The organism is Devosia ureilytica (assembly GCF_024273195.1).
GTDB lineage: Bacteria > Pseudomonadota > Alphaproteobacteria > Rhizobiales > Devosiaceae > Devosia > Devosia ureilytica.
Genome location: NZ_JAMZCU010000001.1, coordinates 1 through 15,707, shown reverse-complemented (window position 1 = coordinate 15,707; position 15,707 = coordinate 1). Strand labels below are relative to the sequence as shown.

Here is a 15,707-nt window from a genome sequence, read left to right as displayed (position 1 = left end):
TGCAGAGAGGTTAGCTGGCAATATTTAAGGAACGGTTCACCATAAATCCGGGCTAGGCGACATCGGAAACCACGCCAGCAATCAGGCTCCTGCGACCATGCGCCAAGCCGCAACGATCAGGCTTCCTGCGATCAGCAGCAGCCACCATGACGCCAGTGCCAGGCCAATGATGACCAGACCTCCAGGTGGCTGCGCAGCTGTCTTCGGCAATTGGGTCATTGATTGTAGAGCTGCGTGAAGAAGGCGGCGCCGGGCTGCGCTGCCTCGTCAGCGTCCTCGAACTCGGTGCGGAACAAGCCGGTGAAGGACATGTTCTCCGGCGAAAAGCGGGAGGGCAATGGAGGCTCTGCCGGTCGCGCCGCCTGCACATTGCCCTCACCGGTCAATTGCTGCGCCGCAAAGCCCGAATTGCCGCCGCCTTCATGCTTGGCCACCAGCACCTCATAGACCTGCCGGATGGTGCGCGCCTGGCCCTCGCGATTGTAAAAAATCGACCGATTGGCAGCCGCCTGGCGGGGAAATAGACCGACAGCCACCTGGTCGGGATTGTCCAGGCCGGCCTTGAACATTTTCTCGGCGCCCTGCGCCCCCAAAAAATGTGCGATGTAAAGTTCGCCGGCGCTGGGCATGCGCCCGAAGGCATTGCGCAGATATTCGCCATTGGAACGGGTGAATGCCGCAGCCAGATCCGAAGCAATTTCGGGATTCTCGCGCAGCTTGAGAATTTGCGCCTTCCTGGACGGGTCGGCGACCACATAGTCGCCGCCCGGGGTGCGCGAGATCTGGTCCGCATACGACTGATAGCCCAGTCGGGGTCCCTCTTCCTTCATCACCTGCAGCCAGGTGCTTTCAAGAAACTGGAACAACCCGACTGCTGACGAGGTGCTGGCGCGCGCTTCGGGATTAAGGCTGCTTTCCCGCATGGCCGTCTGCAGCAGATAGCTGAAATCCACACCGCTGCGATTGCCCGCTGCCGTCAGGGCATTGGCCAGCGTCTGCGGAATTGAAATCGGCTGCACGCCCATCGGGGGTCTTCAAAAAGGGAATCACTTCAGGCGATCTTAGCATCACCCGACGTTAACGCCCTGTTAACCACGATCGGGCCGCTGTCAGCGCGACCCTCCCCAATGGCTGACGACATCGTCGAGCGCCGGGCGCGGTCGGTCCTCGGGCGTAATGGTCGGCGTGCCCACATGGACAAAGCCCACGAACCGCTCCCCCGGCTGAGCCCCAAGAATGGCAGCCGCCTCATCATCGAATGTGAACCAGCGTGTGATCCATGTGGCCGCATACCCCATGGCAAATGCCGCGTGCACAAGGTTGAACGCCACATTGCCGGCGGACAGCAGCTGCTCAAATTCGGGCACCTTGGGGTGGTCCTGGGGCGCTGAAATGACGCCCACTGTCAGTGGCATGGGCAGGAAGCGCCGCCGTTCGACCTCAAGGCTCTCTGCATCGAGCGCCGGATTGTTTCGCGCCGCCAGGTCTGCCAGAGCCTGCCCCGCATTGATCCGGTCATCCCCCGCGATGACCACCAGGCGCCAAGGCGTCAACTTGCCATGGTCGGGCACGCGGGTGGCAATGGTGAGCATGGTCGCCAGCTCATCGGGATTCGGGCCCGGCTCTTGCAGAAAGGCCGGCCCCACGGACCGCCTGGTCAACAAGTAGTCGCGCAGGACCGCATTTGCAGGCATGGGGATCTCCATCGTCTATTGTCCCGCAGGCATAAACGCAGCCGGACCACGCAGTCGATGTAAAAATCCCGTGGCTGGGCAACCAGCGGTTTAAAAATCGCACCGACTGTGACACAGCTTTTCCCCAATCCGGGTCTAGCGATGGCTAGAATCGACTTGGACCAAGGCGCCGCAAGCTGGAGAGCACATGCGTTCGGCAAGACTATTGGCAATTCTGGTTGTGCTGTTGGCCGCCATGGGCGCACCCACGACAGTGATACCAGTCGTGGCCCAGGAAGCAGTGGAAATTCCACCCCTGCCCCGTCCGCGCCCCGACCGGGACGCGCAGCCGGGAGTGTTGCCCGCCGGCCAGACCACGGCCGCCGATGCCATTGCGTCCGTTTCCAGCGTACCGCAGCCCGTGACCCTGACCGCTCGCATCACGCCCGACGGTGCGCCGATACCCGACGGCCTCGTCTGGCGCATCTTTGAAAATGTGCCGGGCGACGACGGCGAAATGGCGCTGATGGCCAAGGCCGATAGCGGCACGGCCGAGCTTGAGCTGCCCCCGGGCGAATATCTGGTCCATGTCGCCTATGGCCAGGCGCAGCTGAGCGAACCGCTGACGGTCGCGCCAGGCACCAATGCTCACGAGGTTATTCTTGATGCGGGGGCTCTGCGGCTCAATTCAGCGGTCACGGGCGATATCCCTATTTCTCCCGCGCTACTGCATTTCGACATTTTCACCGCCGGCGACGAAGGCGAAAGGGCGCTGATTGCCGATAACCTGCCGCCCAATGAAATCGTCACCCTCAATGCCGGGACCTATCATATCGTCTCGCGCTTCGGCGCCATCAATGCCGTGGTGCGCGCCGACCTCCGGGTGGAGCCGGGTCAGCTGACCGACGCAACGCTCTACCACCATGCCGCCGAAATATCGTTCAAACTGGTGTCCGAGGAAGCCGGCGAGGCCATTGCCGACGTCGAATGGACAGTCAAGACGGCCGATGGCGCAACCGTCTTCAGCGAGCGCGGCGCCTTTCCATCCACCGTTCTGTCCGAGGGCGAATACCTCGTTCTTGCCAAGCTCGGAGATCAGGTCTTCAACCGAGAAGTCCAGGTGCAGCCCGGTAGCCCCCGCGAAATAGAAGTGCTCACAGCCGTCTATTGACCGCTCCACCTGGGCCCAGGCGCAATTGCACGACGCCATGTCTCAATTGCGCAACATCATTGAGGTCGTTATTTCTTCTACTTGATTGGCCACGGGCGGTCGCCCAAATGCCAAGCAGGAAACGGGAGAAAGCCATGTCGATGTATCCAGCCACGAGAGGCCGCGTTGCGGTGCTCGCCTCAGCCTGCCTGCTCAGTGTCGCGTTGCCTGCCGGCGCCGGTCTCGCCAAGGAGAAGGTCAAAGCCGGGCAGACTGCCCCTGCGGCCCATGAGATGGACTACTCCGTGTCCATCCCCACGATCGACGCCGTTGGCTCCAACGTGTCTGACGCGGTGCTGACCGACATTCTGGGCGGCAACGTCGTCGACAATGCCGGGGCGCTTGCCGGACTTGATGCGACCAGCATCACGGTCCCCGAAATCATCATCAATGTGACCTCCCAAACCGATGGTGAAAAGCGCGAGGCTGCGCTGACCTTCACCGACCTCCTGCTTGAAGATGTGATCGATGGCCAGGCCAAGGGCATCAGCCTTGGGGGCATGAGTCTGGTGGCCGAGGATGTGACGCTTGAGGTTGGGGCCATGTCGGCAGCCAATTTCGACATTGCTGGCGTCCTCGGAATTTATGGCCTGGTCGATGCCGCTGGCCAAACCGAAATGCAGACCATCTACACCGACCTCATCTCCGAAGGGGGCACGCTCAAGACCGACGAAGTCTCCTGCACCGTCGGCGGGGTCACCGGCGCCGAGTTCAAGGCCCGCCCGCTCAAGACCTCCTTTGCCGAGATGATGTCGGTCGCCCAGTCCATGGAAGACAATCCCGATGATCCCGATCCCGCACTCGTGGGCCGGTTTCTCAAGATGTATGCCGACATCCTCACCGCCTTCGAGACCTCAGAGGTCAGCTTTGACGGCATGAATTGCGACGGTGTCGATGATGATGGCAAGGCGATGACGTTCGGCATTGCCGGCATGAGCATGGGCGGGATGTCCCCGGGCATCTACCCATCGATCAGCATGGATGGCTTTGACATCACGGTCGAGAACGACGGCTCCATGTCGCTGGACAACCTGACGATCAAGCCCATGGACCTCTCCACCACGATTGCAACACTGGAGGGCGCGCCTGACCTGGTCGATGAGGCCTGGTTCGAGCAGAATGCCCGCGCACTGATCCCCGCCATGGAAGGCATAACCTTCAGCGGCTTTGCGATGGACATTCCCAACCCGGACAAGCCCACCGCCCGCATCCAGGCCAAGGTTGGTGCCTTCGATCTGTCTCTTGCGAACTACCTCAATGGCATTCCCACCGCGCTCGACATTTCTGCCTCAAAGATCGAGGCCGAAGTCCCCGCCGACACCGGCGATGAAAGCCTTGAGCAGCTGCGCGCCCTTGGCATTACCAACGTCGATGCCGGTTTCCGGGTCGCGGCCACCTGGGATGAAGCCAGTGACTCCATCGCCATCGAGGAAGTTTCGCTGTCTGGCGTCGACCTGGCCACAGTGCTCCTCGCCGGCACAGTGACCAATGCGACCGCCGAACTCTTCGCCCTCGACGAGAATGCCGCAATGGCCGCAGGCATGGGCCTGGCAATCCGCGATCTTGATCTTACGGTCACAGACAGCGGTCTGTCCGACATCATCCTGGCCGTGGTGGCCGCAGAGCAAGGCGCTGACCCTGCGACCCTGCGCCCGGTCTTTGCCGGCCTCGCTCAGGGCACCGTCATCGGCATGATGGCTGGCGCTGCCGATGCCGCCAAGCTGGGCGATGCGATCAACAGCTTCATCTCCGGCACGGCCAAGACATTGATGATCGGCATCGATGCTAAAACCGAGCCGGGTCTGAGCATGATGGACTTTATGCAAGCAGAAGAGGACCCGACCTCGCTGCTGGGCAAGGTCAACATCAGCGCCGAGGCGAAATAAGAATTGAGGGCCGCCCCTGGGGCGGCCCTTTTCATTCAGGCTTTGTGGCCAACCTCACGCGCTGCCGTCTCGAGGCCCCAAATGAGAAGCGCGCCAGCATTTTCCGCAGTTTGCGCCTCAACATAGCACCGCAGTTCCGGCGCATTGCCGGAGGCGCGGAAATGCACCATGTCACCGGATCGGGTCCAGAACTGCAGCCCATCGATGGCCGCCGTCCGCGTAATCCCGTGTGGCTCGAACACGGTCGCGGCGTATTCCGCGTCTGCCGCCAAGCGCTCCAGGAATGCCGCGCTGCGTTCGCCGGGCACATCCTGCAAGCGATCTGCAAGAGCATGTTGCAGGGGGATGTCCGCACAGACCTGTGATACCGTCTTGTGCTGGGTCGCCGCATCGCCCAGCAAGCAAAGTACCGGCAATATGGCATCCCGCGTGGCCAATGCCGGCAAAGGCCTGTCCTGGACAACCACCCCTTTGCCCACGAAGGTGCCGCCATTGGCTTCAAAGCCAACAACGGCGCCATCGGCGGTATCCATAGCCGCGACAACAAAGGGCGAGCCGACACGGGTTCTTACCACTGTCTCGAAATAGCCAGTCAACTCGATGGCGGAATTGGACGTCACCGGCGTAACGACAACCTGCGCGCCCAAATAACGTGCTGCAAGCAGTCCAAGCACGTCGCCCCGCACAAACGCGCCCCGATTGTCCATCAGGAGGGGTCGATCACCGTCGCCATCTGCCGAGACGATCGCATCAAGCCGATGCTCGCCTATCCAGCCCGAAAGCGGCGCAAACACCGGGTCGGAAAAGGCCTCGGTGTCGACGGGTACGAACCCATCAATCCGGCCCAGCCGCACCACCTCTGCGCCGCAATGTTCCAGAATGGTCGCGAGCAGGTCGCGCGCCACGGTCGAGTGCTCGAAAACGCCGACTCGCATTCCCGCAAGGGCGCCTTTACCGAGCAGCGACGCAAACCTGTCGAGATAGCGGGCAGTGGCGGCCTCGCTGTCATCGCGGAGGGTGACTGCATGGTCCTCCACGTGCGCACCATCAAGGGCCGCCACGATACCCTGCTCGTCAGCCTTGCTGATTTCGCCGGTTGGCAAATAGAATTTTAGACCGTTCCGGTCAGCGGGGATGTGACTGCCCGTGACCATGATGGCAGCGCCGCCCTGAGCCTGGGCATGCAGAGCCAGCGCCGGCGTCGGGATCAGCCCGCAATCAACCGGCTCAAGCCCGGCCGCGGCAATAGCCACGGCGCAATCACCCAGGATTGCCGCGCTCGACGGGCGAAAATCCCGTCCCAGAAAAACCCGGCGAACCGGAGCGTTTGCGATCTGGGCGAGATGGCGCAGAAACGCCGCGGTATACTGACGGGCCGCTTGCCCCTCCAGTTCCACCGCCAGGCCGCGTAAGCCGCTGGTCCCGAACTTGAGGCTGTTTCCAAGAGCCATTTCGCTGCTCGCCTGTCTTATGTCATCGTGGAACCACAAGGTGGCCCGGCTCAATTGGGTCTAGTCCTCGCCCGGTGGCCGCGAGCGCATGCGCTTGACCGCCGACCTGACCGACTTGCCCTCCAGCCGGCGCTTCTTGGATGCAAGGGTCGGTCGTGTCGCCACCCGCGGCTTTGGCACAAAGGCGCCCTCCCGCAGCAATGCCACCAGTCGCGACAAGGCCTCAGCCCGGTTCAGGGGCTGATCGCGATGCGAGTTGGAGGTGATGACAATGACCCCCTCCTTGGTGATGCGGCTGCCCGCCAGCGCGGCGACGCGCCGTTTCATCGGCTCGGGAATATTGGGGGAATTGACAAGATCGAAGCGCAGCTGCACCGCGCTTGCGACCTTGTTGACGTTTTGGCCGCCCGGCCCGGAAGACCGAACGAATGTTTCGTCGAGTTCTGCCGGATCAATCGAGACGGTTCTGGTGATCGTGATGGGATCGGCCATGCCGCCCTCCCCGCTCAGCGCTTCCAGCGGCCGGTGAAATAGACTTCCTCGTCGTGGATGACGCGGCCTTTTTCGGTGGTCCGAAATTTGCCCGGCACCCCTTCAACAGCCTCGATCCAGTTCTTCTTGAGCATGCCGGCAAAGACCTTTTCGCCGACATCCTTGAAGTCATCCGGGCCGAGGACCTTGTCCTCGCCCAGATGATAGAGCGCCTTCATTTCGCGGTTTGACGGACGCTGTGGCATCAGGCGGCCTTTTCAGCGCTGTCCTTGAGGTCCGGCGGGGTCGCCTCGGCCATCAGGGATACCAGAGCATCCATGAATGGCTCGACCTTCTGGCCCTCGGTCCCGAGGCGGCGGATGGACACATTGCCCTCTTCGGCTTCGCGCTTGCCCACAACGAACATCAACGGCACCTTGCCGACGGAGTGCTCGCGCACCTTGTAGTTGATCTTCTCGTTGCGCGTGTCGATCTCGGCGCGAATGCCCGCATCCCGAAGCTGGCGCACCAGCTTCTCTGCATACTCATCCGCCTCCGAAACGATGGTGGCCACCACGACCTGCGTCGGAGCCAGCCACATCGGCATCTTGCCGGCATGGTTCTCGATCAGGATGCCGATGAAGCGCTCGAGGGAACCCAGGATCGCCCGATGCAGCATGACCGCATATTGGCGCGAACCGTCCTCGGCCACATAGGTGGCGCCAAGACGCTCGGGCAGGACATAGTCGAGCTGCAGCGTGCCCACCTGCCAGGATCGGCCGATAGCGTCCTTGAGGTGGAATTCGAGCTTGGGCGCATAGAAGGCGCCCTCGCCCTCGGCGATCTCGAAGTCATAGCCGGTGGCGCGCAGGGCATCGCCCAGCGCCTTCTCGGCCGCATCCCAGCGCTCGATCGTGCCGCCGAACTTTTCGGGGCGCGTCGCGAGCTTGATGACAACATTGTCGAAGCCCAGGTGGCCATAGACCGAGTAGAGCAAGTGGACAAAATGCTCGGTCTCGCTCTGGATCTGGTCTTCGCGGCAGAAGATATGCGCGTCGTCCTGCGTCATCTGCCGAACGCGCATCAGGCCGTGCAAGGCGCCGTGCGCCTCGTTGCGGTGGCAGCAGCCGAATTCGGCCATGCGTAACGGCAGGTCACGATAGGATTTGATCCCCTGATTGAAAATCTGGACGTGCGCCGGGCAATTCATCGGCTTGAGGGCCAGATACTCGGCCTCCTCCGTCAGAACTGGACCATCCTCGTCCGTATTGGGGATCGCATCGGGCACCACGAACATGTTTTCGCGATATTTGCCCCAGTGGCCGGACTGTTCCCAGAACTTGGCGTGCATGAGCTGAGGCGTCTTGACCTCGACATAGCCCGACTTGTTCAGGCGCCGGCGGATATAGGCTTCCATCTGGTTGTAGATGACATAGCCGCGCGGATGCCAGAACACCGAGCCCTGCGCTTCTTCTTGCAGGTGGAACAGGTCCAGGTCGCGGCCGATCTTGCGGTGGTCGCGCTTTTCCGCCTCTTCCATCATCAGCAGATAAGCGTCGAGCTCATCCTTGGTGGCAAAGGCAGTGCCATAGATGCGCGAAAGCACGGGGCGATTGCTGTCGCCACGCCAATAGGCACCAGCCACCTTGGTCAGCTTGAACGCCTGGCCGACATCCTTGACCGAGCGCATGTGCGGACCACGGCAAAGATCCTTCCACTGGCCCTGGGCATACATCTTGATCGATTGATCGGCCGGAATGGCATCGACCAGCTCGACCTTGAAGGCTTCGCCCTTGGTTTCGAACCAGCTCTTGGCCTCATCGCGCGACCACACTTCCTTGGTGAAGGCGGCGCCGCGCTCGATGATTTCGGCCATCTTCTTTTCGATGACGCGCAGCTCGTCTTCCGTGAACGGGCCGGCTTCACGATAGAAATCGTAGTAGAAGCCGTTCTCGATCACCGGGCCAATCGTCACCTGCGTCTGGGGCCAAAGCTCCTGCACGGCTTCAGCAAGCACGTGAGCAGCATCGTGCCGGATCAGCTCAAGCACGTCTTTCGAGCCACCATCGCGCGTCACGAACTCGATGGCGCCATCGGCATCGAGTGCATCGCTGAGGTCCGAGAGCACGCCGTTCCACTTCATCGCGACCGTCTTCTTGGCCAGCGACTTGGAGATCCCTTCAACGATCTCGGTGCCGGTAGTGCCGCGCGAATAGTCGCGAGCAGCACCATCGGGGAACGTCACCTTGATCGACATTTCAGGTCTCCATAAAATTGTTTGTCTGCCGCGCGTTCCACAACGCGCGAGGCCGCTGCCTTAGCATGAATGAACATAAATTCCAGCCACAAGTGGCTTTGGGACGGGCACCTCAAGCATGCTCATGCTTTTCACCCTTCCATCGACCATAGCGCCAGGGCAGATACCACCGCCCCCTTTCGGGCAGGCTGTCCGGCACCGGATCGTATCCATGGGTGCCGCCAGGACGGCAGCGGTAAACGCGCGCCAACCCCATCCACCCGCCTGGCCAGAACCCGAATTTCCATATCGAGTCCCGGGTGAACTCCGAGCAGGTCGGCAAGTGCCGACAATTGCGCCCCATGAACATCGAGAGCGTGTAGCGGTAGAGTGTGATGAGCAGCACCGCCGCGGCCTTGAACGGCAGGTCAATGACTCGCCACATGAAGTCGATGAATCGATCCATCACGCAGAGGCCGCAACCGCTTGAGAAGACTCAAGCTTTTCAAGAGCCAGCGCCACGGCGTCAAAGACCAGCAGTGTGGACATGTGGCGCGCGGGATACTCCCGCACCGGCTCCAGATATTTGAGATCATCCCATTTGCCGGATGGCGGCACGCCTTCGTCCTTGAGCATATCGTGCATGGCCTGCCGGACCGCCATGAACTCGCCGACCGGCGTCCCGACGATCTCACGGGCCACCACCGCAGCCGATGTCTGACCCAGGGCACAGGCGGAGACCTCGTGCCCATAATCGACAATAACGCCATCCCGCACCCGGATATCGACCTCGATCACTGAGCCGCAAACCCGGCTGACCTTGCGGGCACTCGCATCGGGTGCCGCCAGCCGCGCTGGCTGCCGGGCGTTTCCCGCCAGATCGAGGATCTTTTCAGAATAGAGATCGCTCAGCTCCATTTTTCCGACAATTCTGTTTCTTGTTCCGGTCTCGTTCCGCTTCTATATAGGGTGTCTCCATCCGGCTGTCAGGACTTTGTGCTCCTGTCGAAATCTGACGCGCCATTCGTCGCGTAATGAGCAACGGTCGCAACGCAAGGAGTCGGACCTCATGGATGTACGCGTCAAGTCAGCAACCACTACGTCTGTCCCCAGCATCCCAGCGGCTCGCCCCAGTCGTGAAGAGGCGGAAGCGGCCGTGCGGACGTTGATCGCCTGGGCCGGAGACGATCCGAGCCGTGAAGGCCTTCTCGATACCCCCGCCCGCGTCACCAAGGCCTATGGCGAGCTTTTTGCCGGCTACGGACAGGACGCCAGCGAGGTTCTTTCCAAGACTTTCAAGGAAGTGGGCGGATATGACGATCTGGTTCTGGTCCGGGACATCCCCTTCCACGCCCATTGCGAGCACCACATGGTGCCCTTTTACGGCAAAGCCCATATTGCCTATCTGCCGCATGACGGCGTTGTCGGGCTTTCCAAGCTCGCGCGCCTGGTCGAGGTCTATGCCCGACGCCTGCAAACGCAGGAGACCATGACGGCGCAGATCATCGACGCTATCAACGAAAACCTCGGCCCACGCGGCGCGGCCGTCATGCTCGAAGCCGAACACATGTGCATGACCATGCGCGGCGTGAAGGCCCATGACGTCAAGACCGTCACCCACCGCTTTACCGGCGTCTTTGCCGAGGACCGGCAGGAGCAGGACCGATTCTTCGCCATGGTGGGGCATCGCTAGGTCCCACGCACTGGTGCTCAACCCCAAGCCGCGCTAAAGCCTGCCCATCGACACGGGCAGAAGGCGCGCAGCATGACCATCTCGTTCACGGACGCCAAATCGCTGAACCACGATCAGCTGGAGGAAGGCACGGCCTTTGCGCCGCGCTTTGACGCGCATGGTCTGATCACCGTGGTGACGCTGGAGGATGGCAGCAACGACGTCCTCATGGTGGCCCACATGAACGCTGAAACCCTGTCGCTGACGCTCGAAAGCGGCATCGCGCACTATTGGTCGCGCTCCCGCAAGGCGATCTGGAAGAAGGGCGAAACGTCGGGCGAAATGCAGGAAGTGATCGAACTGCGCACCGATTGCGACCAGGATTGCCTGGTCATGGTGGTCCGCCAGACCGGCCGCGGGGCCGCTTGCCACACCGGGCGCAAGAGCTGCTTCTACCGCAAGGTCATCATGACCGACGGAACGGCGTCACTAGAGGACACCGGCCTGCCCCGCCTGTTTGACCCAGAGGCTGTCTACGGCGGCTAGATCTTTCGCTCAAATAACCCGACGAGCAGGAACCCGGCGGCGAAGCCGCCCAAATGCGCCTGCCAGGCAATGCTCAGCGACGTCCCCGTCAGCAGCGGCACCAACGGCACCAGGGCGTTCAGCAGCAGCCAGATCAGCGTGAACCAGCGCGAACGCGGATTGACGAACACTTCCCTCACGCTCGCCAATCGCCGGCCCAGCACCATTTGCTCGCCCGTTTCCGGATGCCGGCCGATCAACACGGGCTGGAACATGAAGCGGATGGCCGCCCCGGTGAGGCCCGCCACCCCACCGGAAGCGCCAATGAGATAGACCTGGCTATAGAGCGTCGTGACGGCAAACAGCGCCGCCCCACCGGCTGCCGAGAGCAGGAACAGCGCCAGCATCGGCCCTGCCCCATAGCGCCGCACCACCGGCGTCGCAAAAATGACCAGCCATGCCAAGTTGATCAGCAGATGGTCCCAGCCGGCATGCAGGAAGGCGTGCGAGAACGGCGTCCACAACAGTGGCACGGCAATGCCCGGATCGATACCCGCCAGCACGATCCGGTAAGGCTGGAACGCAAACCAGAATAACAGCTGGATCTGCCCATCCGGGTTAAGAACCACGGTTGACGCAAGATGAACAGCCGCCAGGACGCCTGCCAGAATGGTAATGGCGCCAGGCAGCAGGAAGATCGGCTCGCGCCCTGCAGGCGCAGGCATTGCGGGCTTCTGGCCTTCTTCATTCATGGGCAATGTCCTGAAACGGAGGGGCGCTGCGGGCTTGGATCGGCTTTTCCACATTTCGCCACAGACGTTAACCTTAACTATTCTTTAAGCGCGCCTTTGGGGCCGCATTTTGCCATTGTCTGGGGGCGCGGCGAACCTCTTCACAAGGACGCCCAATCGACTCCAGATGTGGACCAGAACGATGCAGATGCCGAGCACGAAAACACTCTATACATACTGGAACACGATTCGCGGCTCGCGCAGCGCTCCCGACCGCCGCGACATCGACCCGACGCGCATTCGCGAAGCCCTTGCCAACACCTTCATTCTTGAGACAGACGGCGCGGACAAGTTTTCGTTCCGCCTCGCCGGATCGCACCTCTGCACCAGCTATTGCCGCGAACTCAAGGGGCGCTCCTTTTCGGCGCTCTGGCATGATCGCGATGGCGACGCCATGGACACCCTGCTGCGCGCCGTGACCGAAGATCACGCGGTTGCGCTGGTAACCTTCCAGGGCACCACGGCTCTCCAGACCAAGGTCTCTTTCGAGACCATCCTCATGCCACTGCGCCACAATGGCTCCACCCATACGCGGATCCTGGGCGCCATGACGGCCCTTGATGAGCCCTATTGGCTGGGTGTGCAGCCCGTGCTTGAGCAGCGCATCACCGGTCTCCGCCTGATCTGGCCTGACGAGATTTCCGCCGAGGAAACCGCGCGTGAAGTGCTGGCCAGCGTCGTCAATGACGTTGATTTTGCGCACTCGAGCACCCCATCGGGCCTGCCCACCACCGTTTTTGGGCGCACAGCACGCCGCTATGCCCACCTTGCGGTGATCGATGGCGGTCGGAACTAACACGCTTCTGGCGAAAGCAGAGGCAGTTCCGAAGCGAAGGAACACGACAGAACCGATATTTAAAGCACTTTGGCGTTTCAACAAAACGGCGAAGTGCTTTGACCTTTTCGTTGGCATTTAGACCTTATCGGGGCGGCCTGCATCATCAAGCGTTAACCAAGACCCGCTAACGTTGCTGTGGATTTCCCCAGTGCGTGGAACAGGTTGCCGCATGCTGATTGACGACATTTCTGCGCAGAACAATGCCAAGGGCCTGCATCCCGGTGCAGGTGACCGGCGCTTTCAACGCGTCAATGTGTCGATTCTAGGCCGCTACATGCTGGCCGACCGGCGTGAGTTCCCCTGCCAGGTGCTGTCCATGTCGCCCGGCGATGCAGTGGTCATCGCCCCGGTCCCCGGCATCGTTGGCGAACGCATCATCGCCTATCTCGATCACCTGGGCCGTATCGAGGGCACCATCCTCTCCCAGGTCGATGGCGGGTTTGCCATGGACATTGCCGCCTCGCCGCGCAAGCGCGACAAGATGGCGGCGCAGCTGACCTGGCTGGCCAACAAGGACTTGCTCGATCTGCCCGAAGATCGCCGCCACGAACGCGTGGTGCCCGATATCCGGCATTCCACGGTCGTGCTCGATGACGGCCGTCGCTACAATTGCAAGATCATCGACATCTCGCTCTCCGGCGCTGCCGTGGAACTCGATGTCCGCCCGGCCATGGGCACGCCGATTACCCTGGGCCGCATGCGCGCCCGCGTCGTTCGCCATTTCCAGAATGGTGTGGCCGTCGAATTCGCCGCTGCCCAGGAAATGCTGACGGTCGTCCAGCAGAACCTGCGGATGAACTGAAGCGCCCCTGGCGCCTTCCGCACAGATCCGATTCACTTGGTAAATCAATCCCTGCAACTATCGATAAAACACGCATAAAAACTGCGTGGTAGTTTTCGGATCGGGGCAATTGGCCGTCTCTAGTGTGGTCTCCATCAGGGAGACTACACCATGTCATTCAACAAGAAGGCGCTGCTTGCAGGGATCATTTCCGCCCTCCTCGCTCTGGCCCCAGCGGCCCCCGCCGCCGCACTCGACTTCACCAATGTCGCCTTTGTGCAGACCGCAGTCGGCACCACTTCCATTCCCGTTGGTCATCTCGAGTTCTGCAACAGCCATCCGGGCGAGTGCAACCCCAATGATCGCGTCGTCCCGGCCACGCAGCTGACCGACACCAACTGGCAGCAGCTGGTTTCCATCAACGGCTACTACAATCAGAACGTCGTGCCGGTCACCGATCAGGACCTCTACAAGGTCGCCGAGTTCTGGACTTATCCGAATGGCTATGGCGATTGCGAAGATTTTGCCCTGGCCAAGCGCCGCGACCTGATCAATTCGGGCTGGCATCCATCCACGCTGATGATTGCCGTCGTCAAGGAAGCCAATGGCAATGGCCACGCCGTGCTGCTGGCTCGCACCGACCGCGGCGATCTCGTGCTCGACAATCAGGATGGCAGCATCCGTTTGTGGAACGAGACCCCCTACACGTTCATCAAGCGCCAGTCGCAGGCCAATGCCGGACAGTGGGTCGATATGATCGACGACCGCGTCCTGGTCGTTGCTGCCGCCAACTGATCCGTTTCCAGGCCCCGCCCCAAGCCTATCCCTGATAGGGGCCTGATGAGGAAAGCCGGCTCGCGCAAGCGAAGCCGGCTTTTCTGCGTCCTGCTGCGCGTCGGAGCGTCAGTAGCGCAGTGCGATATAAACGCTGAGGAACAACAGGCCCGTGATGAAGGCCCAGCCAAACGAGACCAGCGCCGACAGCAGCACCGAGGTCATCGAAATCGTGCCGTTATCCTCATGGCTCCAGCCGAATTGGAGCAGGATATAGGGACCGCACACAAAGCTCATCGCCAGGTTCCCCATGGAGGCGAGATAGGACCCGCCATCCATGCGCAGCACGGCCTGCTGCCGGGTGATCCACTGGTAGAGATGCGTCCCCGCCCCCGCCACGCACAGCCCTACCCCCATGATGAATGCTGCTAGCAGAAGTTCTCTGGTCATGCCTCGCCGTCCCCGTGCTTCAGCCTGTGCCGAACGATAGTTTACCTTTTGTTAATCATATTGATCCCCCTAATGGCTGTCACCCCGTAGAGAGAATCCTGGTTAATTTCCGCATGTCGGCTCCCCGAACGCCAACGCAGCCGGCCCACCACGGACGGGACCAGATCGCCTACAATCTGGCGGGGATCGCTGTTCTGGTGCTTTTGGCGGCCGTCGGGGTGGCCTATGCCATCGACCAGGCCGGTCGAAATGCCCAACCGGTCCAACCGCAACTCACCGACGCCAATCGAGTCACGCAGACGGTTGCGGGCCAGGAACTGGCCATTCCGGCGTCCTGGTTTCGCTTTGGCGAGGATATGAAGCCCGGCTTTGCCAGCCAGGTTGACCTGACCCTGCGGCTTTCTCTCGATCCGCAACAGGCGCCATTTGCGGTCGAGGCAACGCTATTGCCGCGCAGCGGCGCGCGGGCCAGCAGCGCCTTGCTCGACGCTGTCTACCTGCATCAGTTCGCCGATGAGACTGTGGGTGGCATTCCGGGTCTGGTGGGGAAGCCGCTGCTGGCCAGTGAGGGCTATGCCGGAGAAACGGTCTGGTATGACCCGCTTTCGCCGGCACCCTTTGTGGCAAAATGTGCGGCGGCGCCCGAACCGACCCGGCCTGACCGGTGCCTACGCACCATTCATCTCAGCAATGGCCTGGCGGCGGTTCTGAGTTTTGACATCCAAGCCCTGCGCGCGTGGAAAAACTTCGACGCGGAACTGGGCCTTTGGCTGGGCCAGATCGGGGCCCTCTAGGGCTCAGGGCAATAGAGCGCTTCTAGCAAAAGTGGCGCCGTTGGGCCCACAAGCGCGATAAAACAAGGGCCTGGAGCACTTCACCGTTTCAACGAAACGGCGAAATGCACTAGGGTCTGGACTCAATTGACCCACCACGAGAGCGCGGCTGCAAT

Annotated in this window: 19 protein-coding genes; 8 read left to right on the top strand and 11 right to left on the bottom strand. The window is 61.5% G+C overall.

The window, feature by feature from the left end:
- Positions 1-81: 81 nt before the first annotated feature.
- From NIM87_RS00095 to NIM87_RS00085, 3 genes are all read right to left on the bottom strand, one after another.
- On the bottom strand, positions 82-219 hold the full coding sequence (locus NIM87_RS00095; RefSeq protein ID WP_254672608.1) for a hypothetical protein: 138 nt from the start codon (positions 217-219) through the stop codon (positions 82-84).
- On the bottom strand, positions 216-1,025 hold the full coding sequence (locus tag NIM87_RS00090; RefSeq protein ID WP_254672607.1) for a transglycosylase SLT domain-containing protein: 810 nt from the start codon (positions 1,023-1,025) through the stop codon (positions 216-218). The genes NIM87_RS00095 and NIM87_RS00090 overlap by 4 nt, the downstream gene beginning before the upstream one ends.
- A gap of 84 nt (positions 1,026-1,109) precedes the next feature.
- Positions 1,110-1,694 (bottom strand): nitroreductase family protein, encoded by a 585-nt coding sequence (locus NIM87_RS00085; protein WP_254672606.1) that lies wholly within the window; start codon positions 1,692-1,694, stop codon positions 1,110-1,112.
- Positions 1,695-1,881: 187 nt separating this feature from the next.
- On the opposite strand from NIM87_RS00085, the gene NIM87_RS00080 reads away from it, so the two are divergent.
- Both NIM87_RS00080 and NIM87_RS00075 read left to right on the top strand, forming a co-directional pair.
- Entirely contained in the window at positions 1,882-2,844 is a 963-nt protein-coding gene (locus tag NIM87_RS00080) for a DUF4399 domain-containing protein (protein ID WP_254672605.1), read from the top strand.
- 134 nt (positions 2,845-2,978) lie between these two features.
- Positions 2,979-4,769, top strand: a complete 1,791-nt coding sequence (locus tag NIM87_RS00075; protein ID WP_254672604.1) for a hypothetical protein — start codon at positions 2,979-2,981, stop codon at positions 4,767-4,769.
- Positions 4,770-4,804: 35 nt separating this feature from the next.
- Here the strand turns inward: NIM87_RS00075 and NIM87_RS00070 are convergent, their stop codons facing one another.
- The 6 genes from NIM87_RS00070 to NIM87_RS00045 form a co-directional block, all read right to left on the bottom strand.
- Positions 4,805-6,220, bottom strand: a complete 1,416-nt coding sequence (locus tag NIM87_RS00070) for a phosphohexomutase domain-containing protein (RefSeq protein WP_254672603.1) — start codon at positions 6,218-6,220, stop codon at positions 4,805-4,807.
- A gap of 60 nt (positions 6,221-6,280) precedes the next feature.
- Positions 6,281-6,712 carry an alternative ribosome rescue aminoacyl-tRNA hydrolase ArfB gene (gene arfB / locus NIM87_RS00065; RefSeq protein ID WP_254672602.1) on the bottom strand — a complete coding sequence of 144 codons (432 nt, stop codon included), beginning with the start codon at positions 6,710-6,712 and terminating at the stop codon, positions 6,281-6,283.
- 14 nt (positions 6,713-6,726) lie between these two features.
- Complete coding sequence (locus NIM87_RS00060) at positions 6,727-6,957, bottom strand: hypothetical protein (protein WP_254672601.1); 231 nt, start codon at positions 6,955-6,957, stop codon at positions 6,727-6,729.
- Positions 6,957-8,948 carry a threonine--tRNA ligase gene (gene thrS, locus NIM87_RS00055; protein WP_254672600.1) on the bottom strand — a complete coding sequence of 664 codons (1,992 nt, stop codon included), beginning with the start codon at positions 8,946-8,948 and terminating at the stop codon, positions 6,957-6,959. The genes NIM87_RS00060 and thrS overlap by 1 nt, the downstream gene beginning before the upstream one ends.
- Before the next feature lie 112 nt (positions 8,949-9,060).
- Complete coding sequence (yidD, locus tag NIM87_RS00050; protein WP_254672599.1) at positions 9,061-9,393, bottom strand: membrane protein insertion efficiency factor YidD; 333 nt, start codon at positions 9,391-9,393, stop codon at positions 9,061-9,063.
- The gene (locus tag NIM87_RS00045) at positions 9,393-9,845 is read right to left on the bottom strand and encodes an iron-sulfur cluster assembly scaffold protein (protein ID WP_254672598.1); all 453 of its coding nucleotides are present in this window, start codon (positions 9,843-9,845) and stop codon (positions 9,393-9,395) included. The genes yidD and NIM87_RS00045 overlap by 1 nt, the downstream gene beginning before the upstream one ends.
- A gap of 151 nt (positions 9,846-9,996) precedes the next feature.
- On the opposite strand from NIM87_RS00045, the gene folE reads away from it, so the two are divergent.
- Positions 9,997-10,620 carry a GTP cyclohydrolase I FolE gene (gene folE, locus NIM87_RS00040; protein ID WP_254672597.1) on the top strand — a complete coding sequence of 208 codons (624 nt, stop codon included), beginning with the start codon at positions 9,997-9,999 and terminating at the stop codon, positions 10,618-10,620.
- A 72-nt stretch (positions 10,621-10,692) separates the two neighbouring features.
- A complete protein-coding gene (gene hisI, locus NIM87_RS00035; RefSeq protein ID WP_254672596.1) occupies positions 10,693-11,145 on the top strand; it encodes a phosphoribosyl-AMP cyclohydrolase in 453 nt (150 codons plus the stop codon).
- On the opposite strand, the gene NIM87_RS00030 is transcribed toward hisI, so the two are convergent.
- Positions 11,142-11,876, bottom strand: coding sequence for a rhomboid family intramembrane serine protease (locus NIM87_RS00030; RefSeq protein WP_254672595.1), 735 nt, complete (start codon positions 11,874-11,876; stop codon positions 11,142-11,144). The two genes, hisI and NIM87_RS00030, sit on opposite strands and share 4 nt — an antisense overlap.
- A gap of 181 nt (positions 11,877-12,057) precedes the next feature.
- Here NIM87_RS00030 and NIM87_RS00025 point away from each other — a divergent pair, with 181 nt between their 5' ends.
- From NIM87_RS00025 to NIM87_RS00015, 3 genes are all read left to right on the top strand, one after another.
- A complete protein-coding gene (locus NIM87_RS00025) occupies positions 12,058-12,711 on the top strand; it encodes a PAS domain-containing protein (RefSeq protein ID WP_254672594.1) in 654 nt (217 codons plus the stop codon).
- Between the two features lie 211 nt (positions 12,712-12,922).
- The gene (locus NIM87_RS00020; protein ID WP_254672593.1) at positions 12,923-13,555 is read left to right on the top strand and encodes a PilZ domain-containing protein; all 633 of its coding nucleotides are present in this window, start codon (positions 12,923-12,925) and stop codon (positions 13,553-13,555) included.
- A gap of 150 nt (positions 13,556-13,705) precedes the next feature.
- Entirely contained in the window at positions 13,706-14,329 is a 624-nt protein-coding gene (locus NIM87_RS00015) for a transglutaminase-like cysteine peptidase (protein WP_254672592.1), read from the top strand.
- 108 nt (positions 14,330-14,437) lie between these two features.
- Here the strand turns inward: NIM87_RS00015 and NIM87_RS00010 are convergent, their stop codons facing one another.
- Positions 14,438-14,758 (bottom strand): DUF6949 family protein, encoded by a 321-nt coding sequence (locus tag NIM87_RS00010; protein WP_254672591.1) that lies wholly within the window; start codon positions 14,756-14,758, stop codon positions 14,438-14,440.
- Positions 14,759-14,871: 113 nt separating this feature from the next.
- Here NIM87_RS00010 and NIM87_RS00005 point away from each other — a divergent pair, with 113 nt between their 5' ends.
- The gene (locus NIM87_RS00005) at positions 14,872-15,552 is read left to right on the top strand and encodes a hypothetical protein (RefSeq protein WP_254672590.1); all 681 of its coding nucleotides are present in this window, start codon (positions 14,872-14,874) and stop codon (positions 15,550-15,552) included.
- Positions 15,553-15,707 lie beyond the last annotated feature (155 nt).